The 22,483-nt window shown below is 72.6% G+C and carries 21 protein-coding genes and 1 pseudogene; 13 read left to right on the top strand and 9 right to left on the bottom strand.

The annotated features are described in order from the left end of the window. From IE330_RS14290 to IE330_RS14275, 4 genes and pseudogenes are all read left to right on the top strand, one after another. Positions 1 to 226: pseudogene (locus IE330_RS14290) on the top strand (hypothetical protein); the annotation flags it as partial. 35 nt (positions 227 to 261) lie between these two features. Then, entirely contained in the window at positions 262 to 1,125 is an 864-nt protein-coding gene (locus IE330_RS14285) for a DUF4097 family beta strand repeat-containing protein (protein ID WP_190136352.1), read from the top strand. 100 nt (positions 1,126 to 1,225) lie between these two features. Beyond that, the gene (locus IE330_RS14280; protein WP_229925633.1) at positions 1,226 to 2,209 is read left to right on the top strand and encodes an ABC transporter ATP-binding protein; all 984 of its coding nucleotides are present in this window, start codon (positions 1,226 to 1,228) and stop codon (positions 2,207 to 2,209) included. Beyond that, a complete protein-coding gene (locus IE330_RS14275) occupies positions 2,206 to 3,060 on the top strand; it encodes an ABC transporter permease (RefSeq protein WP_190136351.1) in 855 nt (284 codons plus the stop codon). The genes IE330_RS14280 and IE330_RS14275 overlap by 4 nt, the downstream gene beginning before the upstream one ends. Before the next feature lie 2 nt (positions 3,061 to 3,062). Here IE330_RS14275 and IE330_RS14270 read toward each other — a convergent pair whose 3' ends face one another. The 4 genes from IE330_RS14270 to IE330_RS14255 form a co-directional block, all read right to left on the bottom strand. Further along, the gene (locus IE330_RS14270) at positions 3,063 to 3,608 is read right to left on the bottom strand and encodes a hypothetical protein (RefSeq protein WP_190136350.1); all 546 of its coding nucleotides are present in this window, start codon (positions 3,606 to 3,608) and stop codon (positions 3,063 to 3,065) included. 512 nt (positions 3,609 to 4,120) lie between these two features. Then, positions 4,121 to 5,578 (bottom strand): catalase, encoded by a 1,458-nt coding sequence (locus tag IE330_RS14265; RefSeq protein ID WP_190136349.1) that lies wholly within the window; start codon positions 5,576 to 5,578, stop codon positions 4,121 to 4,123. Between the two features lie 251 nt (positions 5,579 to 5,829). Then, the gene (locus IE330_RS14260; RefSeq protein ID WP_190136348.1) at positions 5,830 to 6,726 is read right to left on the bottom strand and encodes a 2-hydroxy-3-oxopropionate reductase; all 897 of its coding nucleotides are present in this window, start codon (positions 6,724 to 6,726) and stop codon (positions 5,830 to 5,832) included. A gap of 74 nt (positions 6,727 to 6,800) precedes the next feature. Continuing rightward, positions 6,801 to 7,640, bottom strand: a complete 840-nt coding sequence (locus IE330_RS14255; protein ID WP_190136347.1) for a TIM barrel protein — start codon at positions 7,638 to 7,640, stop codon at positions 6,801 to 6,803. A 182-nt stretch (positions 7,641 to 7,822) separates the two neighbouring features. On the opposite strand from IE330_RS14255, the gene IE330_RS14250 reads away from it, so the two are divergent. The 8 genes from IE330_RS14250 (at position 7,823) to IE330_RS14215 (ending at position 15,175) form a co-directional block, all read left to right on the top strand. Then, complete coding sequence (locus IE330_RS14250; protein ID WP_190136346.1) at positions 7,823 to 8,083, top strand: thiamine-binding protein; 261 nt, start codon at positions 7,823 to 7,825, stop codon at positions 8,081 to 8,083. Further along, positions 8,080 to 8,442, top strand: coding sequence for a helix-turn-helix domain-containing protein (locus IE330_RS14245; protein WP_190136345.1), 363 nt, complete (start codon positions 8,080 to 8,082; stop codon positions 8,440 to 8,442). The genes IE330_RS14250 and IE330_RS14245 overlap by 4 nt, the downstream gene beginning before the upstream one ends. 281 nt (positions 8,443 to 8,723) lie before the next feature. Then, on the top strand, positions 8,724 to 9,260 hold the full coding sequence (uraD, locus tag IE330_RS14240; protein WP_190136344.1) for a 2-oxo-4-hydroxy-4-carboxy-5-ureidoimidazoline decarboxylase: 537 nt from the start codon (positions 8,724 to 8,726) through the stop codon (positions 9,258 to 9,260). Next, on the top strand, positions 9,257 to 9,664 hold the full coding sequence (gene uraH, locus IE330_RS14235) for a hydroxyisourate hydrolase (RefSeq protein WP_190136343.1): 408 nt from the start codon (positions 9,257 to 9,259) through the stop codon (positions 9,662 to 9,664). Before uraD ends, uraH begins: the two co-directional genes overlap by 4 nt. Positions 9,665 to 9,669: 5 nt before the next feature. Next, the gene (gene pucL, locus IE330_RS14230; RefSeq protein WP_190136342.1) at positions 9,670 to 10,602 is read left to right on the top strand and encodes a factor-independent urate hydroxylase; all 933 of its coding nucleotides are present in this window, start codon (positions 9,670 to 9,672) and stop codon (positions 10,600 to 10,602) included. A 64-nt stretch (positions 10,603 to 10,666) separates the two neighbouring features. Continuing rightward, positions 10,667 to 12,073, top strand: coding sequence for a nucleobase:cation symporter-2 family protein (locus IE330_RS14225; protein ID WP_190136341.1), 1,407 nt, complete (start codon positions 10,667 to 10,669; stop codon positions 12,071 to 12,073). A 48-nt stretch (positions 12,074 to 12,121) separates the two neighbouring features. Next, positions 12,122 to 13,510 (top strand): 8-oxoguanine deaminase, encoded by a 1,389-nt coding sequence (locus IE330_RS14220; RefSeq protein ID WP_190136340.1) that lies wholly within the window; start codon positions 12,122 to 12,124, stop codon positions 13,508 to 13,510. A gap of 315 nt (positions 13,511 to 13,825) precedes the next feature. Next, the gene (locus tag IE330_RS14215; protein WP_190136358.1) at positions 13,826 to 15,175 is read left to right on the top strand and encodes a nucleobase:cation symporter-2 family protein; all 1,350 of its coding nucleotides are present in this window, start codon (positions 13,826 to 13,828) and stop codon (positions 15,173 to 15,175) included. 73 nt (positions 15,176 to 15,248) lie between these two features. Here the strand turns inward: IE330_RS14215 and IE330_RS14210 are convergent, their stop codons facing one another. Next, positions 15,249 to 16,031, bottom strand: a complete 783-nt coding sequence (locus IE330_RS14210) for a chitosanase (protein WP_373314647.1) — start codon at positions 16,029 to 16,031, stop codon at positions 15,249 to 15,251. Between the two features lie 470 nt (positions 16,032 to 16,501). Between IE330_RS14210 and IE330_RS14205 the strand changes: the two genes are divergently transcribed. Beyond that, positions 16,502 to 17,143 carry a DUF4360 domain-containing protein gene (locus IE330_RS14205; protein WP_190136338.1) on the top strand — a complete coding sequence of 214 codons (642 nt, stop codon included), beginning with the start codon at positions 16,502 to 16,504 and terminating at the stop codon, positions 17,141 to 17,143. Between the two features lie 130 nt (positions 17,144 to 17,273). Here the strand turns inward: IE330_RS14205 and IE330_RS14200 are convergent, their stop codons facing one another. The 4 genes from IE330_RS14200 to IE330_RS14185 form a co-directional block, all read right to left on the bottom strand. Beyond that, entirely contained in the window at positions 17,274 to 19,493 is a 2,220-nt protein-coding gene (locus IE330_RS14200; protein ID WP_190136337.1) for an alpha-N-acetylglucosaminidase, read from the bottom strand. Positions 19,494 to 19,578: 85 nt separating this feature from the next. Continuing rightward, positions 19,579 to 20,343: a GNAT family N-acetyltransferase gene (locus IE330_RS14195; protein WP_190136357.1), complete on the bottom strand. Its 765-nt coding sequence runs from the start codon at positions 20,341 to 20,343 to the stop codon at positions 19,579 to 19,581. Between the two features lie 268 nt (positions 20,344 to 20,611). Next, complete coding sequence (locus IE330_RS14190; protein ID WP_190136336.1) at positions 20,612 to 21,190, bottom strand: TetR/AcrR family transcriptional regulator; 579 nt, start codon at positions 21,188 to 21,190, stop codon at positions 20,612 to 20,614. A 10-nt stretch (positions 21,191 to 21,200) separates the two neighbouring features. Then, complete coding sequence (locus tag IE330_RS14185; protein WP_190136335.1) at positions 21,201 to 22,406, bottom strand: Cmx/CmrA family chloramphenicol efflux MFS transporter; 1,206 nt, start codon at positions 22,404 to 22,406, stop codon at positions 21,201 to 21,203. Positions 22,407 to 22,483 lie beyond the last annotated feature (77 nt).

Below are 22,483 nucleotides of genomic sequence, written 5' to 3'. Positions count from 1 at the left end.
CGGGGCCGCGCCGGCGCCGGCCGCCGAGGAGCGGGGCACGGCGGCGCGCATCAACTTCCGCCCGCCCGCCCACCTCAAGGCCCGGATGGAAGCCGCCGCCGAGCGGGAGGGCCTGACCCTGAACGCGTGGCTGAGCCGGGCGGTCACCGCGACGCTCGGCGGCCCGGCCGAGCCGGACCCGCGCGGGGCCCCGGCCGATCGGCACGACAAGGGGCGGGCGCGGTAGCGCGGCCCCGCCAGCGCCTCGACAGGAAGGCCGGTATGCCCACGTTCCCCACCCCCGCGCCCATCTCGGCCAAACTGAGGATCGCCGAGGGGTCCGTCACCGTCAGGGCCGCCCCACGGGAGGTCACGGTGGTCGAGGTCCGCCCGACGGACGGCTCCGACCCCCGGGACGTACGCGCGGCCGACGAGGCCCACGTGGCGTTCTCCGAGGGACGGCTGGACATCACGTCACCGCCGCAGGCGCGCGCCTGGGCCAGAACGTCGCGCCGTACGGGCACCGGCACCGGCTCCGTCGACGTGCTCATCGAACTGCCCGAGGGCTCCGCCCTCCAGGGCACCGCCGCCACGGTGGTCCTGCGCGGCGACGGACGGCTCGGCGAGTGCCGCTTCGAGGCCGGGCGCGGCGACATCGAACTGGACGAGGCGGGCCCGCTGCGCCTGACCACGGGGAGCGGCGTCATCGGCGTCGCCCGCGCGGTCGGCCGCGTCCGCATCGCCAACGGCTCGGGCCAGGTGCGCGTCGACGTCGTCGACGGCTCGGCCCAGATCGGCAACGACGACGGCCTGGTCAGTGTCGGGGACGCCACCGGCAAGCTGCGCCTGTCCGGGGTGAGCGGCGACTTCCACGTCCTGCGCGCGCAGAGCGACGTCGAGGTCAAGACCGCGCACGGCACGGTGCGGCTCGCCGAGGTCGTCCGCGGCACCGTCGTGGTCACCGCGTCGTTCGGCCAGGTGGAGATCGGCGTCCGCGAAGGCACCGCGGCCAAGCTCGACGTCAGCACGCTGACGGGCGTCGTACGGCACTCCCTGAGGCCCGTCGAGGGCCCGCACGAGACCGACGATGTCGTCCACGTACGCGTCCGCACCTACAACGGGTCCGTCTCCGTCGACCGCTCCTGACGCGAGGACCGCGGAGATGCGGTGCGCGGACCTGGTGCGGACACCTGACGCGGGGACCCCGGGGACCTTGGAAACCTGACGCAGAAACCGGGAACAGGTTATGACACGGAATGCTGAGGACCGCGTGGTGCTCGACGTCGAGGACCTTCGGATGCGCTACGGCACGACCGAGGTGCTGAAGGGCGTCACCTTCCAGGTGCGGCAGGGCGAGGTCGTGTGCCTGCTGGGGCCGAACGGCGCGGGCAAGACCACCACGATGGAGATCCTGGAGGGCTTCCGGACGCGGTCGGGCGGCCGGGTCCAGGTGCTCGGCACCGACCCCGCGCACGGGGGCGACGCCTGGCGGGCCCGGGTGGGCGTCGTGCTCCAGTCGTGGCGCGACCACGGGCGCTGGCGCGTCCGCGAACTCCTCGCCCACCTTGGCATGTACTACGGGTGCTACGCCACCGCCCGCGTCCCGCGGCCCTGGGACCCGGACCGGCTCGTCGCCGCCGTCGGCCTGACCGCGCAGGCGCACGCCAAGGTCCGGACGCTCTCCGGCGGCCAGCGGCGCAGGCTCGACGTGGCGGTCGGCCTCGTCGGCCGGCCCGAGCTGCTCTTCCTCGACGAGCCCACCGCCGGGCTCGACCCGGTCGCCCGGCGCGCGTTCCACGGCCTGGTCGCTGGCCTCGCCGAGGAGTGGCGGCCGACGATCGTGCTGACCACGCACGACCTGCACGAGGCGCAGCAGCTCGCGGACCGCATCGTCGTCCTCAGCGACGGCCGGATCGTCGCGGACGGCTCGGTGGCGCACCTCGCCGAGCGGATCGTCGGCGAGGACGAGGTCCGCTGGACCCACGAGGGGCGGCGGCACGTACGGCGCACCCGGGACTCCACCCGGTTCGCCTTCGGCCTGTTCCAGCGGTACGGCGACGCCGTCAGCGACTTGGAGGTCCGCAAGGCCACGCTGGAGGACACCTACCTCGCCCTGGTGGGGCAGCGGAGCGCGGCGCACACGGGCCGGCCGGTGGCCGGAGCGGTCGCCGCGACGGCCGAGGAAGGGGCGGCCGAGGAAGGCGTGGCGGAGGAAGGGGCGCGGCGATGAACGGGGCGGTGAACAGGACGGTCCTGCGGGCCGGGTGGCAGCGCGGTGTCATCGAGCTGCGCCAGTCCTTCACCAACGGTGCCGATCTCTTCAACCACTTCTTCTGGCCGGTGCTGATGCTCGTCGTCACGTACCTGCTGCGGGACGTCCCGTTCGGGGACGGCTCGTTCGAGCTCGGCACCCTGGTGCTGCCGGGCATCCTCGGCATGAACGCCGCGATGGCGATGGTGACCATGAGCCAGCTCCTCACGGCCGACCGTGAGGACGGCACCCTGCTCCGCGCCAAGGCCACCCCGGGCGGCACCCAGGCCCACCTCGTCGGGAAGATCGTCTCGGTGTCCGGGGGCCTGGTCGCCGACTTGGCGATCTTCCTGGTTCCCGGCCTGCTCATCGTCCCGGGCCTGGCCGTCGGCAGCCTCGGCTCCTGGTCCACCCTGGCCTGGGTGCTGGCGCTCGGTCTGGTGGCGACGCTGCCGATCGGCGCGGTCCTGGGGTCGCTGTTCGCCAGCACCCGCGCCCAAGGCCTGCTCACGCTGCCGATCCTCGCGATGATCGGCGTCTCGGGCATCTTCTACCCGGTGACGTCCCTGCCGGACTGGGTGGGGTGGATCGCCCAGGTCTTCCCGGTCTACTGGCTCGGCCTCGGCATGCGCTCGGCCCTGCTGCCCGACAGTGCCGCCGCCGTGGAGATCGATGAGTCCTGGCGCCATCTGGAGACCGTCGGCGTCCTCGGCCTCTGGGCCGTCCTCGGGCTGCTGCTCGCGCCGGCCGTGCTGCGCCGGACGGCACGCCGGGAGTCGGGCTCCGCCCTGGCCGCCCGCCGCGACAAGGCCTTGCAGCGGGTGGGGTGAGGCTAGCGGGCGGCCGTCCCCGCCGCCGGGCCGGGCACCCGGGCCGCGGTACGGCGGCGGCGTATGCCGTAGTGCGCCGCAAGCACCAGCACCAGCGGTCCCCACAGCCCCACGGGCAGCACGCACACCCGGAACAGCAGCTCCCAGGCCCCGCTGTCGAACTGGTCGAAGGAGAAGCCGAGGCCCAGCGCGCCCAGGGTGAAGGGCCCGAACAGCAGGGTCGCACCGAGCCCGCCGGCCACCGCGGGGACCAGGGCGACGGCCGGGTGCAGCCGCCGCCCGCCGACCAGCGGCACCCAGGCGGGCGCCACCTCGCCCCAGCCGCGCACGAGCCCGAACGACAGCAGTGCGAGCGCCTCGGTGAGCAGGCTCAGTGTGAAGACGTACGGTACGGAGATCCACAGGCTGCCGATCGAGCCCGTGCCGGTACCCATGTCGAAGCCGAAGGCGAACGGCAGTCGCCAGACGCACTGGGGGAGCAGGATCAGCGGAATCACCTGGGCCACGCGCTCCGCCCAGCGGGGCACGGGAAGTTCGGTTGTCGTCATGCCCTCGAGCTTTCCGGCTGCCGCGACGATGATCGTCCACCGCACAGCCGAACCGCCTCCGCCGTGCGGCGGAGGCGGTGACATGCCCGGGGGCGGACCGCCGGGGCGCGGCATGAGGGTTTCAGCCCGTCCGGCGCTTGAGGACGAGGCCGGAGGCCGATGAACAGCCGGTCCGGCGTCTGAGGACGAGGCCGCAGGCCGACACCCCCCGGAAGGGCACGCCCCCGGAAGGGCACGCCCCCGAAAGGACACGCCCCCGCGAGGACCGCGGCGGTCCGGCGACAGCCCCCGGCCGCCCCCTCCTCAGGTCGAAGGGGGAGCCGCGAGACCTTCACCACCGCACTGGCTCGCCGGAGCGCGCCGCGGTCCTCATGCGGCGCCGGCCGCGTCGGCCGGCACAGTCCCCCGCGCGCCGTGTGCCACCCCTCATCCGGGCGCACGGCGACGCGGGTTCCGCGCGGGGGACCGACCTCCCGTCAAGTCCCCGGCGCAGTCTCTGAGGTGAAGGGGGCTCAGTCCTCGCGCAGGGCGCGGACCGCCTCCTCCACACGCTTGCCGTAGTCGGCGTCGGCGGCGTGGAAGTGGGCCAGGTTCTTCTCGACGACGTCCTCGCGGGACACCTGGGAGAGCCCGCCCGCGATGTTCGCCACCAGGCGCTCCTTCTCCTCCTCGGACATCAGCCGGTACAGCTCGCCCGCCTGGAAGAAGTCGTCGTCCTTGGTGTGCGCGGGCGCCTCGTGCGTACCAGTGTGGCCGCTGACGGCGAGCGGCGCGGAGAGCGGCCTGCCGGTCTCGGTGGGGCCGTCGTACGAGTTCGGCTCGTAGTTCTTGCGGTCGCGGCCGTAGGCGTTGGTGGCCATGAGGCCGTCGCGGCCGTAGTTGTCCACCGTGGTCGCCTTGGGCGCGTTCACCGCGAGCTGGGTGTGGTTGACGCCCAGGCGGTAGCGGTGCGCGTCGGCGTACGCGAACAGGCGGCCCTGGAGCATCTTGTCGGGCGAGGGGCCGATGCCGGGCACGAAGTTGTTCGGCGAGAACGCGGCCTGCTCGACCTCGGCGAAGACGTTGTCGGGGTTGCGGTCCAGGACCAGGCGGCCGACCCGCTGGAGCGGGTAGTCGGCGTGCGGCCACACCTTCGTCAGGTCGAAGGGGTTGAAGCGGTAGGTCGCCGCGTCGGCCGCGGGCATGATCTGCACGTGCAGGGTCCAGGACGGGTTGACCCCGCGCTCGATGGCCTGGAGCAGGTCCGTCTGGTGCGAGTTGGGGTCCTTGCCCGCCAGCTCGGCGGCCTGCTCGCCGGACAGGCAGCGGATGCCCTGGTTCGTCTTGAAGTGGTACTTGACGAAGAAGGCCTCGCCCTGGGCGTTCGTCCACTGGTAGGTGTGCGAGCCGTAGCCGTTCATGTGGCGGTACGAGGCGGGGATGCCGCGGTCGCCCATCAGCCAGGTCACCTGGTGCGTGGCCTCGGGGGCGTGCGCCCAGAAGTCCCAGACGTTGTCGGGCTCCTGCTTGCCGGTGAACGGGTCGCGCTTCTGCGAGTGGATGAAGTCGGGGAACTTCAGCGGGTCCTTGATGAAGAACACCGGGGTGTTGTTGCCGACGAGGTCGTAGTTGCCCTCGGCGGTGTAGAACTTCACCGCGAAGCCGCGCGGGTCGCGCACCGCGTCCGCGCCGCCGAGGCTGTCGGCCACGGTGGAGAAGCGCAGGAACACCTCGGTGCGCCGGCCGACCTCGGAGAGGAAGTCGGCGTGGGTGAAGCCGGTGACGTCGTCGGTCACCTCGAAGTAGCCGTACGCGCCCGAGCCGCGGGCGTGCACCACGCGCTCCGGGATGCGCTCGCGGTTGAAGCGGGCGAGCTTCTCCAGGAGGTGCTGGTCCTGGAGGAGGAGCGGACCGCCGGCGCCGGCGGAGGCGGAGTTCTGGTTGTCGGCGACGGGGGCGCCGGACTCGGTGGTGAGCACGCGCTGCGGCATGGTGGTGGGTCGGCCTTCCGTGCGGGACTGCGGGAGCTGCTGGGGAGCTGCTGCGAAGCTGGAGTGAGCCGCGGACAGCCGCGGAGCACTGTGGAGCACTGCTGAGCTGAGTGACGTGAGCGTAGGGACGCCCCGTCCGTCACGTCAACAGTTTGTTGAAGCTGGGGGTGGGGCAGGGTTCCGGGCCGCGGCGGCGCTTGGGCGCGACAGGACAGGTGTCAGCGCCGCCACGGCCCGGAAGTCGGGGAGGGCTAGGCGACCGGGCTGCCGGAGAGGCGCTCGACGGCCCGCAGCAGCGCGGAGTGGTCGAGGCCGCCGTCGCCCTGCGCGCGCAGGCCGGCGACGAGCTGGGCCACCACGGCGCCGACCGGGAGCACGGCCCCCACGGAGCGGGCGGCGTCCGTGACGATGCCCATGTCCTTGTGGTGCAGGTCGATGCGGAAGCCCGGCTTGAAGTCGCGGTTCAGGAAGTTGTCCTTCTTGCGGGTCAGGACGGTGGAGCCGGCGAGTCCGCCGTTCAGGACGTCGAGCGCGGCCTTGAGGTCCACGCCGGACTTCTCCAGGAAGACCACGGCCTCGGCGCAGGCCTGGATGTTCACCGCGACGATGAGCTGGTTGGCGGCCTTCACGGTCTGGCCCGAGCCGTGCGGGCCGCACAGCACGATGGTCTTGCCGAGGGCCTCGAACAGCGGCTTCGCCGCGTCGAAGTCGGCCTGCTCGCCGCCGACCATGATGGACAGGACCGCCTCGACGGCCCCCGCCTCGCCGCCGGAGACCGGGGCGTCGAGCACCCGGATGCCCTTCTCCTGCGCGGCCTTCGCCAGGTCGACGGAGGTCTGCGGCGTGATCGACGACATGTCGATGAGCAGCGCGCCCGACCGGGCGTTCTCCAGGATGCCGTCGGGGCCGTAGGCGATGGCCTCGACCTGCGGGGACGCGGGCACCATCGTGACGATCACGTCGGCGTCGCGGACCGCCTCCGCGAGGGACCCGGCCGCCGTGCCGCCCGCGGCGGCCAGCCGGTCCAGCTTGTCCTGCTCCAGGGTGTAGCCGGTGACGGAGTACCCGGCCTTGATCAGGTTCTCGGACATGGGCGAGCCCATGATGCCGAGACCGATCCACGCGACCTTGGGGAGGTTGGTGCTCATGAGGGTTGCCTCTCTGACTGCGTGCGTACGTCGGTGACTGCGTGCGTACGTCGTTGACTGCGGGCGCCCGGTGCTCAGCGGGCGGCGCGGGCCCCGGCCGGGAGCCAGTCGAAGGACTCGTGGCTCGGGCGGTCGCCGGGCTTGTACTCCAGGCCGACCCAGCCCTCGTAACCGGCCTCGCGCACCTGGTCGAGCAGGTCCTCCAGGGGGAGGGAGCCGGTGCCGGGGGCGCCGCGCCCGGGGTTGTCCGCGATCTGCACGTGCCCCGTCCTGTCGGCGTACGCGGCGATCACCCGCGGCAGGTCCTCCCCGTTCATGGAGAGGTGGTACAGGTCCATCAGGAACCGCGCGTTGCCGAGGCCGGTGGCGGCGTTGACCTTGTCCACCACCTCGACGGCCTTCTCCGCGCTCACCAGGGGGCACTTCGGCGACTCGGGGGCGTTGAGCGCCTCGACGAGGACGACGGCCCCCACGCGGTCGGCGGCGCGCGCCGCGAGGACCAGGTTCTCCAGGGCGAGTTCGTCCTGGACGGCCGGGTCCACGCCGTCGACCCGGTTGCCGTACAGGGCGTTGAGCGCCGTGCAGCCGAGCGAGTGCGCGAAGTCCGCGGCGACGTCGACGTTGGCGCGGAACTTCTCGCTCTCCTCGCCGGGGACGGACAGGGCGCCGCGGTCGGGGCCCGGGAGCTGCCCGGCGTAGAAGTTCAGCCCCGTGAGCCGGACGCCCGCGTCCTCGATCGCCTGCTTGAGGGCGTCGAGCTCGGACCGCTCGGGGACGGGGGCGTCGACCCAGGGCCACCACAGCTCGACCGCCCGGAAGCCGGCCGCCGCGGCGGCCGCGGGGCGCTCCAGGAGCGGGAGCTCGGTGAAGAGGATCGACAGGTTCACAGTGAAGCGCTGGTCGGAGTATCCCATGGGGCTTCCGCGCTCCTTCCGGGTGAGTGACTGCGTGCGTTCCTGGGGAGCGACCCACACAGGATGGCGCATAGATTCCGCATTGCGGAAGTTGTTTTCTACTTGATGGAAGACTGCCTCCGGTCTGCGGAAGCTGTCAAGGGGGTCGTCCCGAAAACCCGGTGCCGCAGTAGGTTGAGCCCGTGCGATTGAGAGTGGAGTTCACGACCGAGCCCTTCGACCTGGACGAGGCGCCGCCGCACGCGCTGGCCGCGCGCGACGTCCTGCAGGCCGCCGACCTGGACGCGGTGGACGTCGGACCGTTCGGCAACACCGCCGAGGGCGACGTCGACACGGTGCTCGCCGCCGTCGACACGATGCTGCGCACCTCGCTGCGGGCGGGCGCGACCCGGGTGTCGCTCCAGCTCAACGTGGTGGGCGGCGCGGGGGAGGCGGATAAGTGACCGGCCTCGGGGACGACCCCTTCGTCACGGCGGTCAAGCCGCTGGTCGACGCCATGGGCGGGGAGATGCTGCCGCCCGGCGACGCCGGACCCGACGACGTCGTGCTCGCCTGGGAGGGCGAGGACGTCCTCGCCGTGCGCCTGCCGCAGCTCGCCGACTCCCTGGACCGCATCCTGCTCGCCCTGGAGCGCAAGGAGGGCAAGCCGCTGGCCGAGCTCGACCGCAAGGCCAAGCAGGAGGTCGTGCGGTCGCTGGAGGCGCGGGGTGCGTTCGCCGTCCGGCACGGTGTGGAGACGGTGGCCGCCGCGCTCGGCGTCAGCCGCTTCACGGTGTACAACTACCTGAACCGCACGACGTAGGGCCGCGGGGCCCGGTCCCTCGCGGGGCGCCCCTTCCCGAAACCAAGGGGCGCCGCCCCCTGGACCCCCGTTCATCGCGCTGGCGCGCTCGTCCTCAAACGCCGGACGGGCTGAGAACCCCCCCGTCCGGCGCCAGCCGCTGCACAGTGCACCCAGGCCGTCGTCCGTTCACCGGGCGGCGGCCTTTCTTACCTGAACTTTTCAACAAAGTGTTGACGGCCGGTTTCCGACGGCGTTAGCTATGCGCCAGCCCGTCCAGCACAAAGGCCCCGGAGGCCCCCGTGACTTCGAGCACCAAGACGCCGGGCCTCGCCCGGTTCAACACCCTCGACGAGGCCGCGGCGCGCACCGCACTCCACGAGGCCTGCGCCTCGGCCGCCTGGGGCGGAAGACTTCTCGCTCAGCGCCCCTTCGCCACCGCCGAAGCCCTGTACGCCGCCAGCGACGCCGCCACGGCCGAGCTGACCGCGGCCGACCTGGCCGAGGCGATGGCGGGGCACCCGCCGATCGGCCGCCCGAAGCCGGGCGACCCGACCTCGGCCCGTGAGCAGCGCGGCATGGCCGGCGCCTCCGAGGAACTCAGGGCGGAGATGCTCGAACTGAACCTGGCCTACCAGGAGAAGTTCGGCCACGTCTTCCTGATCTGCGCCACCGGCAGGACCGGCGAGCAGATGCGGGACGCGGTCAAGGAGCGGCTCGCCAACTCCCCCGCGCGCGAACGGGAGATCGTCCGCGCCGAACTGGGAAAGATCAACCGTATCCGGCTGGCCCGCCTCGTCGAGGAAGAGGAAGAGAAGGAAGAGGGACCGCGCACATGAGCACCGAGACCACCGCCTCCGTGTCCACGCACATCCTGGACACCAGCGCCGGCCGCCCCGCCGAGGCCGTCGCCGTCACGCTCGCGGCCCGCGCGGGCCGCGACGCGCCGTGGGCGGTCCTCGGCGGCTCCGCCACCGACGCGGACGGGCGCTGCAAGGACCTGCCGGCGCTGCCGGAGGGCACCACCCACGTACGGCTCGACTTCGCCGTCGAGGCGTACTTCCTGAGCAAGCAAGCCAAGCAAGCCGAGGCGCAGCAGGACGCCCCCGCGAATCGGGACAGCGGTGCGGCCGGAGTGTTCTTCCCCGAGGTGGCGATCACCTTCGCCGTCGTACCGGGCGAGCACTACCACGTACCGCTGCTGCTCAACCCGTTCGGCTACTCCGTATATCGAGGGAGCTAGCGAAGATGCCCACCATTCTGGGACAGAACCAGTACGGCAAGGCGGAGAACCGGGTCGTCAAGATCACGCGGGACGGCGACACCCACCACATCAAGGACCTGAACGTCTCCGTCGCCCTCTCCGGCGACCTCGACGACGTCCACTACAACGGCTCGAACGCCAACTGCCTGCCGACGGACACCACCAAGAACACCTGCTTCGCCTTCGCCAAGGAACACGGCATCGACTCCGCCGAGCAGTACGGCATCCACCTCGCCCGGCACTTCGTGGAGAGCCAGCCCTCGATCCACCGGGCGCGCATCCGCATCGAGGAGTACGCCTGGGAGCGCATCTCCGCCTCCGACGCCAACTCCCGGTTCATCGGCGCCGACGACGTCAAGCACTCGTTCGTGCGCAAGGGCCAGGAGACGCGCCTGGCCCAGATCACGTACGACGGCGAAGGCTTCGAGGTGCTCAGCGGTCTGAAGGACCTGACCGTCATGAACAGCACCAACTCCGAGTTCTGGGGCTACATCAAGGACAAGTACACGACGCTCCAGGAGGACTACGACCGCATCCTCGCCACGTCCCTGTCGACGTGGTGGCGGCACAACTGGACCAGCGACGAGCAGCGCATGCCGCACTGGGAGAAGTCCTACGAGCAGGCGAAGAAGCACATCCTGCACGCCTTCGTGGAGACGTACTCCCTCTCGCTCCAGCAGACGCTGTACCAGATGGGCTCGCGGGTCATCAACCACCGCAGCGAGATAGACGAGATCCGCTTCTCCGCGCCCAACAAGCACCACTTCCGCCTGGACCTCTCCTTCTGCGGCCTCGACAACGAGGCCAAGGACGGCGCGGTCTACTACGCCGCGGACCGCCCGTACGGCCTGATCGAGGCGACCATCCTGCGCGACGGCGCCGAGGCCAAGATCCCGGTCGACATGACCAACCTCTGACGCGGGACGCGCGCCCCGCCCGCCGCAGGGAGCGGGGCGCGCCACACCGGAGGGAACGACAGCAATGGCACAGCCTGCCGCAGGGCCGAGCGACGGCCCGTGTTCCACCCCGCCGGATCCATGCCACCCGGTGGACGAAAAGCTCCACGTCTCGCGGCTCGTCCCCGCCGCGCTCCAGCACATCGCCGCCATGTACGCGGGTGTCGTCACCCCTCCGCTCATCATCGGCCAGGCCGTCGGCCTCGACCCCGGCGCGCAGACGCGGCTCATCGCCGCGAGCCTGCTGATCGCCGGACTCGCCACCCTGCTCCAGACGCTCGGCGTCAAGGGCGTCGTCGGCAACCGCCTGCCCTTCGTCAACGCCGCCTCCTCCGCGGGCATCGCGCCGATCCTCGCCATCGCCGAGAACAGCGCGCCGGGACACGAACTCCCCGCCGTCTACGGGGCGGTGATGGTCGCCGGTCTCTTCTGCCTCGTCGTAGGACCGTTCTTCGGGCGGCTCCTTCGCTTTTTCCCGCCGCTGGTCACCGGCGTCGTCATCACGCTCATCGGCGTGACGCTGATGCCCGTGCCGGTCGGCTGGGCCCAGGGCGGCGACAAGGAGTCCGCCGACTTCGGCGACATGCGCCACCTCGCGCTCGCCGCCTTCACCCTCGTCGTGATCCTCTGCTTCCAGCGGTTCGCGCGCGGCTTCTTCAAGCAAGTGGCTCTGCTCATGGGCCTGTTCATCGGCACGCTCGCGGCCGTCCCGTTCGGCCTCGCCGACTTCTCCGCGCTCGGGTCCGCGCCGGTGGCCGCCCTGCCGACGCCCTTCGCGTCCGGGGCGCCCGAGTTCCAGCCGGCCGCGATCCTGTCGCTGTGCCTGGTGATGCTCGTCCTGATGACCGAGTCCAGCGCCGGCATGCTCGCGCTCGGCGAGATCTGCGAGCGCAGGACCGACGGCGCCACCATCACCCGCGGCCTGCGCACCGACGGCCTCGCCACCCTCGTGGGACCCGTCTTCGGCGGCTTCCCCACGTCGGCCTTCGCGCAGAACGTCGGCGTGGTGTCGCTGACCCGGGTGCGCAGCCGGTACGTCGTCGCCGTCGCGGGCGGCGCCCTCCTCGTCCTCGGCGCCTTCCCGGTGCTCGGCGCGGTCGTCAGCCTCGTACCGATGCCGGTGCTCGGCGGCGCGGGCATCGTGCTGTTCGGCTCCATCGCGGTCAGCGGCATCCGCACCCTGTCCGAGGCGGGCCTCGACGACAGCTCCAACATCGTCCTGGTCGCCGTGTCCCTCGGCGCGGGCATCATCCCGCTCGCCGCGCCCACCTTCTACGCCGACTTCCCGGCCTGGGCGCAGACCGTGCTGGGCTCCGGCATCAGCGCCGGCGCGCTCGTCGCCGTCACGCTGAACCTGTTCTTCCACCATCTCGGCACCCGCGACGGCGCGCACCGTACGCCCGGCGACGTCGCGGCACTCAAATCCTCCTAGGGTCCTGCCGTGCCCGAACGACCGCCACCCACCCCAGAAGGACGCACCATGGCACCTTCGGCAGCCCCCCAGCGGACCGTCATCGAGAACGTCGCGATCGCAACCGTCGACGCGCAGGACACCGAGTACGCCTCCGGCCACATCGTCGTCGCCGGCAACCGCATCGAGTCCCTCGGCGCCGGCAAGGCCCCCGAGGCCCTGGAGAACGTGGTACGCCGCGTGGACGGCACCGGCCACCTCGCCACCCCCGGCCTGGTCAACACCCACCACCACTTCTACCAGTGGATCACCCGGGGCCTGGCCACCGACCACAACCTCTTCGACTGGCTGGTCGCGCTGTACCCGACCTGGGCCCGCATCGACGAGGACATGGTGCGCGCCGCCGCGCGGGGCTCCCTCGCGATGATGGCCCGCGGCGGCGTCACCACCGCGATGGACCACCACTACGTCTACCCGAAGGGCTCCGGCGACCTGTCCGGCGCCATCATCGGCGCGGCCCGCGACATGGGCGTGCGCTTCACCCTCGCCCGCGGCTCCATGGACCGCGGCGAGAAGGACGGCGGCCTGCCGCCGGACTTCGCCGTGGAGTCCCTGGAGGGCGCCCTCGCCGCGACGGAGGAGACCGTCAGGCAGCACCACGACGCGTCCTTCGACGCCATGACGCAGGTCGCCGTCGCGCCCTGCTCGCCCTTCTCCGTCTCCACCGACCTCATGCGGCAGGGCGCCGAACTCGCCCGCCGCCTGGGTGTGCGCCTGCACACGCACGGCAGCGAGACGGTCGAGGAGGAGAAGTTCTGCCACGAGCTGTTCGGCATGGGTCCGACCGACTACTTCGCCTCCACGGGCTGGCTCGGCGAGGACGTGTGGATGGCGCACTGCGTCCACATGAACGACGACGACATCGCCGCCTTCGCCCGCACCGGCACCGGCGTCGCCCACTGCCCGTCCTCCAACGCCCGGCTCGCGGCGGGCATCGCCCGCGTCCCCGACATGCTCGCCGCCGGCGTGCCCGTCGGCCTGGGCGTGGACGGCACCGCCTCCAACGAGTCCGGCGAGCTCCACACCGAGCTGCGCAACGCCCTGCTCATCAACCGCCTGGGCGCCCACAAGGAAGCCGCCCTGAACGCCCGCCAGGCCCTCCGCCTCGGCACCTACGGGGGCGCGCAGGTCCTCGGCCGCGCGACCCAGATCGGCTCGCTGGAGGCGGGCAAGCTCGCCGACCTGGTCCTGTGGAAGACCGACGGCATCGGACACTCCACCATCGCCGACCCGGTCACCGCCCTCGTCTTCGGCGCCGCCGCGCCGGTGACGCTCTCCCTCGTCAACGGCGAGCCGGTCGTCGAACACGGCCGCCTGCTGCGCGTCGACGAGGACGACATCGCCCGCACCGCGCGGGCCGAGGCCCAGCGACTGGCGCGGATCGCCGCGGAGCACTGACCGCGCCGGCGAGCGCAGATGTCCGGCTGAGGGGGACGGCCCTCAGCCGGCGCCCGTGGACCCGAGCGGGGTCCACGGGCACCGTGGCCGGGGGCGCGCACGGCGTGCGCGCCCCCGGACCCGTATCCGTATGCGTATCTGCTCCACTGCACCACCTCCCTGACACCCGCGTCACCCGATGGCGCGTAACCGACCGGAGGGTCCGCCGTGGCCGCCAAACCAAGATTCCGCAAGGACTTCCGCAAGGACTTCCGCAAGGACGCAGCGACCACCGCTGCGCAGCACCCTGTCGACGAGAAGCTCCCCGCCCTGAAGATGGCCACCACCGGCCTCCAGCACGTCGCCGCCATGTACGCGGGCGTCGTCGCGCCGCCCCTGATCGTGGGCGCGGCCGTGGGCCTGTCCGCCACCGAACTGACCTTTCTCACCGGAGCCTGCCTGTTCACGGCGGGCCTCGCGACCTTCCTGCAGACCCTCGGCATCTGGAACATCGGCGCCCGGCTGCCCTTCGTCAACGGCGTCACCTTCGCCGGGGTCGCGCCCATGCTCGCGGTCGTCGACTCCACCGGGGACAAGGACGACGCGCTGCCGATCATCTTCGGCGCGGTGATCGTCGCAGGCGTACTCGGCTTCGTCGCGGCCCCGTTCTTCTCCAAGGCCGTCCGGTTCTTCCCGCCCGTGGTGACCGGTACGGTCATCACGCTCATCGGCATCTCCCTGATGCCGGTGGCCTTCGGCTGGGCGCAGGGCCCGAACCCCGCGGCCGACGACTACGGCGCCCGCAAGTACCTGGCCCTCGCCGGGATCACGCTGCTCATCGTGCTGCTGCTGCGCCGCTTCACGCGCGGCTTCGTCAAGCAGATCGCGGTCCTGCTCGGCCTGGTCGTCGGCACGCTGGTGGCGATCCCCTTCGGCGTCACGGACTTCGACCCCGTCACCCAGGCCGACGTGGTGGGCTTCCCGACGCCGTTCCACTTCGGGGCGCCGCAGTTCCAGGCCGCTGCGATCGTCTCGCTCTGCGTCGTCATGATCGTCTCCATGACCGAGTCCACGGCCGACATGCTCGCCCTCGGCGAGATCGTCGACCGCCCCGCCGACGAGAGGACCATCGCCGCGGGCCTGCGCGCCGACACGCTCGGCTCCGCCGTCAGCCCGCTGTTCAACGGCTTCATGTGCAGCGCCTTCGCGCAGAACATCGGCCTGGTCGCGATGACGAGGATCCGCAGCCGCTACGTCGTGGCCACCGGCGGCGGCTTCCTGGTCCTGATGGGCCTGTGTCCGATGGCCGCCTCGCTCATCGCGGTCGTGCCCCGGCCCGTCCTCGGCGGCGCGGGCGTCGTGCTGTTCGGCTCGGTGGCCGCCAGCGGCATCCAGACCCTCGTCAAGGCGGGCCTGGAGAAGGACAACAACGTCCTGATCGTCGCGGTGTCCCTGGCCGTCGGCCTGATACCCATCTCGGCGCCGGAGTTCTACCACGCCTTCCCGGAGACCGCGAAGATCATCCTGGACTCCGGCATCTCCACCGGCTGCGTCGCCGCGGTCGTCCTGAACCTGCTGTTCAACCACGTCGGCAAGGGCGCGGAGGCCGACGAGGTGACGGCGCCGATGGAGCCGGGCGACGAGATCGCCGAGTCGCGGGTGCCGAAACAGGCGACGGCCCACTGACCCCACCGCGGAGAAGGGGTGCGCGCGGCCCCCACGGCCCGCGCGCACCCCGTGTTCGGTGGTGCGGCCGGTGTCAGCGGTCGATCCGGTACGAGTCCCCGTACACCTTCCAGACCAGCGGCGGGTCCAGGTTCAGGTTCTTCTTGTTGAGGAAGACGCGCTGGGCGGTGTCGACGCGGCTGGTGTCCTCGTGGGCCTCCTCCTGCTTCATGGCCCACACCCGCGCGTCGAGGAACGCGTGCAGGTACGTCACCTCGTCGCCGCCCTGCGCCGGCGGCTTCGCCGAACGCAGCGCCCGCTTGCGGATGTTGGTGAAGCTGGTCTTGTCGCTGCCGTCGCCGTGCATGACGATCGCGTCGTAGTACGCGAACTGCCCGAGCACGCCGATGCCGTCGGCCTTGCCGCGCTTGACCGCCGGGTTGAAGTAGACGCGGTCGCGCTCGTCGTTCTGGGCCTTCTGGAAGGCCGGGTCCTGCGCGGCCTTCTGCCAGTCCTTGGTGAAGTTCGGGTCCAGGCCCTCGTGCGAGGGGGTGCCGTTGACGCGGCGCAGCGCGGGCAGGTACTTCTCCAGGACGTTGCCGGGCTTGCGCTCGGCGTACAGCTCGACGAGGTCGAGCATGTCACCCGTACCGGAACAGAAGCCGATGATGCCCGCGGTGTAGCCGCGGCCGTCCTTGATGTCCTCGATGTACTTGTACTGCGCCTTCCAGTCGAGCGAGGAGTTCTCCGCGCTCGACACCAGCTTCATGGCGATCTCCTTCTTCGCCGGGTCGTCCAGGCCCGGGGCGGCGGCGCTCGCGGACTGGGTCGTCAGGAGCGGGCCGGCGATCAGGGTGGCGCCGAGCAGGCCGATCACGGCACGTCGTGTGGGGCGCTTGCGGGGGGTGGCAGGGGCGTGCAACGGGACCTCCAGGGTGGGAAGGCGTGGTTCCGCGTGCTGTCCGCGTTCTGTTAGGAAGGTTTCCTACCAGAGATTGAGGATGGCGTATACCCGTCAAGCGCGGGCCGTTCCGCCCCACGCCCGCCCCGCCCGCGCCCGCCGTGCTGTCGTCCGGCGCCCCAGCGGACCCAGGAGCGCGCTCGGACATGGCCGGACATCGCCCTAGTCGCTGCTCACGCAGGTCCGTACGATCCCAGCACCCTCACTCAGCCTCCGCTCATCGCACGCCGACCGGTCGCCGACCCGTGAGCGGACCCGTGTGAGCGGATCCGTGCGATGGCTGAGTCAGTTCCTCCCAGCACACGCTCCATCCCCCACCTCGCGGCGGTACCCCCTGCGCGGGCGTGCCGTCACGGGCCGAAGCACTCGATGGGAGAGCAACGAACATGTCCGCTGCACTGCTCGCGGGTGGCGCCCTCGCCGCCCTTCTCGGCGCGGGGCTCCCCGCACAGGACCCGACGGAGTTCAGTGACCCGCCGCCCGACCGTATCGAGATCGAGATCGCGACCGTGAACGGTTCGGGTTGCCCCAGAGGCACGGCCGCCGTCGCCGTGTCCGAGGACAACACGGCCTTCACCGTCACCTACAGCGACTACCTGGCCCAGGCCGGTGGCAACTCCGCGCCCACGGCGTTCCGGAAGAACTGCCAGCTCAGCCTGGTCGTGCACGTCCCGCACGGCTTCACCTACGCGATCGCGAGCGCCGACTACCGCGGCTTCGCCTCGCTCCAGCGCGGCGCCAAGGGCACCGAGAGGGCGTCGTACTACTTCCAGGGCTCCCCGAACACGGGCGCCAAGTCCCACGACTTCTCCGGGCCGCTGAGCAACAACTGGCAGGCCACCGACGAGACCGAGGTCACCCAGCTCGTCTGGGCCCCGTGCGGCAAGAAGCGCAACTTCAACGTCAACACCGAACTCCGCGTCGACCTCGGCTCCTCCGACACCAGCAAGACCAGTTTCATGACGATGGACTCCACCGACGGGGACATCAGCACCATCTACCGGGTGAAGTGGAAGGAGTGCCCCTGACCGACCGGCGCGTTCCCTGAGGTACTGACCAGCAGCTCCTGGTGAGGGGGCCGCGCCCGCGGGCGGAGCCGGGCACCACCGCCCGCGGGCGCGGCGGCTCGGCGGGTCAGTGGCTCAGTGGCTCAGTGGGTCAGTGGGTCGCGGCGAGCGCCTCCCGTACTTTCTTCGCGATCGCGTACGTGTCCCCGACGGGTCGGACGGCGAGCCGGCCGGGGTCGCGGATCCACCGCTCCTCCAGGGCGTACCAGTCGCGCCCGGTCATCGGCTCCGGCGCGCGGCTCTCGTCGAGCGCGGCCCGCAGCCCGTCGAAGTACGTCGCCCAGCGCAGCCGGTACAACCCGCCGACCAGACCCGCCCACTCCCGGTTGGCGTAGTCCCGCAGGCCCGCGTCGGCCCCGGCGCGGGTGCCCCACACGGTCACCAGCGACAGTTGGTCGTAGGCGAGTTCGTCCCGCTCGGCCTCGTCGGCGCCCCACGCGCGGGCGTCGGCCACCCAGCGCCCGAGCAGGTGCCGGGCGTCGGTGGCGACGAGCCGGTCCAGCAGGTCGAGCAGGCCCAGCCAGGTGCGGGTGAGCCGCTCGAAGCGGGCGGTGTCCCGCTCGTCGTACGCCTCCTTGATCCGCGGCAGCAGCACCCGGCCGCGGTGCGAGAGCGCCTGCCGCGCCACGTCGAGCAGGTCGCGCCGGTACGCCGACGACCTCCGCAACTCCGGTCTGACGACGAGGAGTTCGTCGAGCGCGGGCTCGAAGTCCGCGACCGGGTAGCGCGCCTTCCGCGGTGACCAGGAGGCGGCGGAGGCGGCCGTCAGGCTGGGCCGGGCGCCGAACAGGCCGTCGGCGCCCTCCGCCCAGCCGTCGGCGCGGGTCGTGCCGTAACAGGTGCGGCGCAGCACGTCCCAGGCCCGCTCCGCGTGCGCGTCGGCGCCGCCGTACCGGCTCCCGGCCCACTCGGCGAACCACTGCTTGAGGTCCAACTCGCCCTGCCGCCAGGCGAGTTCGGAGAACAGCTCGAAGGCGGCCGGGTTGTCGTCGGCGGCCTCCGGCAGCAGCGCGATACCGCGCAGGGCGCTGCCGTCCTTGGTGCGCCACTTCTCGTACAGCGCGGCCCAGTCGGGGGTGTTCGCGCCGAGCACGGTGTGCCCGCCGAAGTTCCAGATGGAGCCGAAGGCGTACGGGGTGCCGCCCCAGTCGGCCTCGCGGTCGGTGATGTGCGGGTAGCGGTCGGACAGGCCGTCCACGATCAGCATCCGGGAGGTGTCCACGGCGTCGGTGAGGGCCTTCACCGGGTTGCGCCGCCAGCCGAGGGTCACCCAGGTGGCGCCCGGGTGGGCGGTCCGCAGCGCGCGTTCGACGCCGCGGGCGGCGTCGCCGACCGGGACGTCGCCGGGTCTGCCGCCCTCGTGCAGCAGGTCCATCTTGTACAGGGTGCTCGGGCCGAGCAGCTCCTCCTGCACCCGGTAGAAGGCGGCCGCGACCCGCGCGAAGCTGTCCGTGCGCGGATCCAGCCAGTCGGGCCGCGCGAAGCCGTACCAGGTGCCCTGCGGCACGGTCCGCGCCCCCGGGTTCCGCTCGGCGAAGCCGGGCGGCACGGTGCCGTAGTAGCCGGGGAACACGGGCGTCATGCCCAGCTCCCGCAGCCGGTCCGCGATGCGCCGCCCGAGCCGGGCGCGGCGGGCGAGGAGCTGCCGGGAGACCGGGTGCGGGAACGCGGCGAGGTTCTGCAGCAGCCACCACGGCTGGTGCGCGGGCCCGGGCACCCACGCCCGCACCTCCGCGTCGCCGTACCCGAACTCCTGGAGGACGCGGTGGTACACGGCGTCCGTGCCCGCGGTCACGAGGACTTCGTTGTAGCCGTGCAGCGCGAGGACGTCGATCTCGCGCTCCCAGTACGACCAGTCGTGGTACGCGTTCGTGTAGCCGTCGTTGGTGTCATTGAGGGCGAACCGGTGCGGGGTGTTGGCCTGCCCGGTCAGGGGCGCCGCCGGGCCGGGGAGCAGCGCGGGCAGGTCCAGTTGGTGCCCCGCCCAGGTGATGTTGGCGTGGCAGGTGTGCTTCAGGTAGTGGTACAGGCCCTTGAGCTGGACGGCCGGGGTCGGACCCGCCACGGTGACGCGGCCGCGCGTGCCGGACACGCGGAAGGCGTCCCGGTCCCCGGCCCGCTCGAAGGTGAGCTGCTCCCAGTGGCGCGGCAGCAGCCGCCGCGCGGCGGCCGCGGCGGCGCCCGTGTCACCGGGGCGGCCGGGCGCGCCACCGGGCTGCCGGGGGCCTGAGCTCCCGTTGGTGCAGCCCGCGGTGGCCCCGGCCGTGCCGGCCAGGGCGGTCAGGAGGGTCCGGCGGGGGAGTGGGGGCATGGGGGCTCCACGGGTCGGGACGCGGTGTCGGTGCGGCGGGGGCGTGGGGGGCGCTACGCGGTACAGGGGCCTTGCAGGCGGGGGCTCAGGCGCCCACCGCGTACTCCGTGAACTGCCCGAGCGTGGCGAACCCGAGCGCCCGGTAGACCCTCTCGCCGTCCGGCGAGGCCTGGAGCACGGCCGTACGGACCCCGGCCTCGCGGCCCGCGTGCAGCGCTGCCAGGGTGACGGCCCCGCCGTAGCCGCGGCGCCGGTGGGCGGCGAGCGTGGAGATGTTGTAGATCCCGGCGACACCTTCGTCCAGGAACACCTCGGCGGTGCACACCGGCCGCCCGTCGGCGTACCCGACGAAGCACCGCGCGGGGCAGTCCGGGGCGAGCACCCCCGCCGCGGTGGCCGCGTAGAACGCGCGAACGGTCGCCGCCGGGGGCTCCCAGTTCGCCGCCAGGATGGCGGCGTACGCCTCCAGTTCCGCGGCCGTGGTGACGCGCCGGATCTCCAGCCCGGCCACCGGGGCGGGCGGGGGCGCCGCGGCCAGGTCGAGCCACATGCCGCGCTCCGGTTCGGCGGCGGGCAGCCCGGCGGCGGCGAGCCGCGCGCCGAGGTCGTCCGGCGTGGACGCCCCGCCGACCCACCAGGCGAAGGTGCGTCCCGTGGCGGTGAGCCGCGTGACGGTCTCGGCGATCCGGGCGTCCGCGTCCCGCGGGGTGAACCGCGCGGCGGCGACGATGTTGAACGTGTCGTCGTCGATGCCGCTGTCCGCGATCACCAGGTCGCCGGTGTCGCTGACCGTGGCGCCCGGCAGGTACGGGTGCAGGTGGGTGGCGTGGGCGGCGAGGTTCCGCTCCATGCGGGCGAGCAGGTCGTGCGGGGCGGACGCGGGGGCCGGGGCGGCGGGGGAGGGGCGCTGGTGCATGCGTCCATGATGGGTGAGGGCCGTGTCCGGCGGCCAACGACCAGATGGCGGCGAGCGGTTGCCCGGCCCCGGGGCTGTCGCCCCAGGACCCCGCTCTTTCGGCGCTTCGCGCCTCGTCCTCAAGCGCCGGACGGGCTGGATCCTTCCGCCGAGCGCGCCTGAGATCTTCAGCCGTGGGCGCGCTGGAAGCCCTCCGCCCGCCTCACAGCCCCGCCAGCGCCCCCGCCACCGTCGCCTCCAGGGCCGTCCGGTCGTCCCGGACGCGGGCGAGCACCCGCAGTCCGTAGTACGTGCTCTGCACCAGGCGGGCCACCTCGCGCGGGTCGCGGCCGGGGGTGATCTCCCCGGCCGCCTGGCCCGCCGCGACCACGGCGCACACCTCGTCCTCGACCCGGTCGAAGCCGCGCCGGACCACGCGCCGTACGTCCTCGTCGAGCCCGGCCAGCTCCACGGCGGCGTTGACGGCGAAGCAGCCGCGGCCGTCGCCGGGGTCCAGGTCGGCCTCCAGGGAGTGGAGCATCATCGCCCCCAGCCGCTCCTTGGCGGAGCCGGGCCCCCGCAGGTGCGCGACCTGCTCGGCGGTGACCGTCTCGTGGTAGCGGTCGAGCGCCCGCAGGTACAGCTCGCGCTTGCCGCCGAAGGTGTTGTACAGGCTGGAAGGGCCGAGGCCCGTCGCGTCGCACAGGTCACGCGTCGAGGTGCCCTCGTACCCGTGGCGCCAGAAGGTCTCCATGGCCGCGGTGATGACGCGGTCCTCGTCGAACTGTCGTGGCCTGGCCATGCGCGGGACCCTACGCGTTCTGGACAACCCTTTCCAAACCCGTCCGGGACGCGGTGGCCGTCCGCCGCTCCAGCAGGCCCGCCCACAGCGCGGCCCCGCACCCGAGCGCCGCGAGCCCCGCGCCCACCCAGGCGACCGACGCGTACCCGTACCCGGCGTCGAGGGCGGCCCCGCCCAGCATCGGCGCGAGCGTGTTGCCGACGTTGAAGGCCGCCGTGTTCGTGGCGCCGACCAGCGTGGGCGCGTGCGGTGCCAGGGTGAAGACCCGGGACTGGAGGGCGGGGTTGGTGACGTACCCGGCCGCGCCGAGCAGGACGACCAGCGCGACCACGACCGCCGCCGCCGAGTCCGCGGCCAGTGCGAGCGCCCCCGAGACCACCGCCAGCGCGCCGAGCCCCCACGCCAGGGTCGCGGCCGCGTGCCCCCGCGCGGTCCGGCCGCCGAGCACGAGCCCGAGCATGCCGCCCGCCCCGAACAGCGCGAGCACGGCGGCCACCCAGCCCTCGCCGATCCCCGTCTCGTCGGTGAGCAGCGGGGCCAGGTAGCTGAAGGTCACGATGACCGCGCCGAAGGCGAAGGCCGTGACGGCGTACGACAGCCAGAGCTGCGGGCGCGCCATGCCGCGCAGCTCCGCCCGCACGGAGGGCACCTCGCCCTGTCCGTCCCGCCCGCCGCCGCCCGGTACCGCGACCACCGTGCACACCAGGCTCACCACCGTCGCCGCCGCGACCGCCCAGAACGCGGCCCGCCACCCCGCGGACTGGCTCAGTACGGTGCCCGCGGGCACGCCCACGATCGTCGCGAGGGTCAGCCCGCCCGCGACCAGCGCCACCGCCCTGCTCTTGGCCCCGGCCGGGACGAGGGCCACGGCCGTCGCCACGGCCACGCCCCAGAATCCCGCGTACGCCAGGGCGCTGACCACCCGCGTCGCGAACAGCACCGCGTACCCCGGCGCCAGCGCGCCCGCGACGTGGCCCAGGACGAACACCGCCTGCAGGATCACCAGCGCCGTGCGGCGCGGCCAGCGCAGGGTCGCCACCGCGAGCAGCGGCGCCCCGACGACCATGCCGATCGCGAACGCCGAGACCAGCAGCCCGGCGTCGGGCACGGACACGCCCAGGTCCGCCGCCATGCCCGGCAACAGGCCGGACAGCATGAACTCCGACGTCCCCTGCGTGAAGATGCCGAGCGCCAACACGTAGACCGCGAGCGGCATACGGGTCCCCTCTCCCTGCTTGCGCGTCAGTTGTGAAGCGGTCGCTCCAAAACAAGAGGGGACGGTAGCACGTTTTG

It is taken from the genome of Streptomyces longispororuber (genome assembly GCF_014656095.1).
In the GTDB taxonomy this organism is placed as follows: domain Bacteria; phylum Actinomycetota; class Actinomycetes; order Streptomycetales; family Streptomycetaceae; genus Streptomyces; species Streptomyces longispororuber.
The sequence above is the reverse complement of the archived record's forward strand: the minus strand, read 5'-3'. Positions and strand labels throughout refer to the sequence as shown.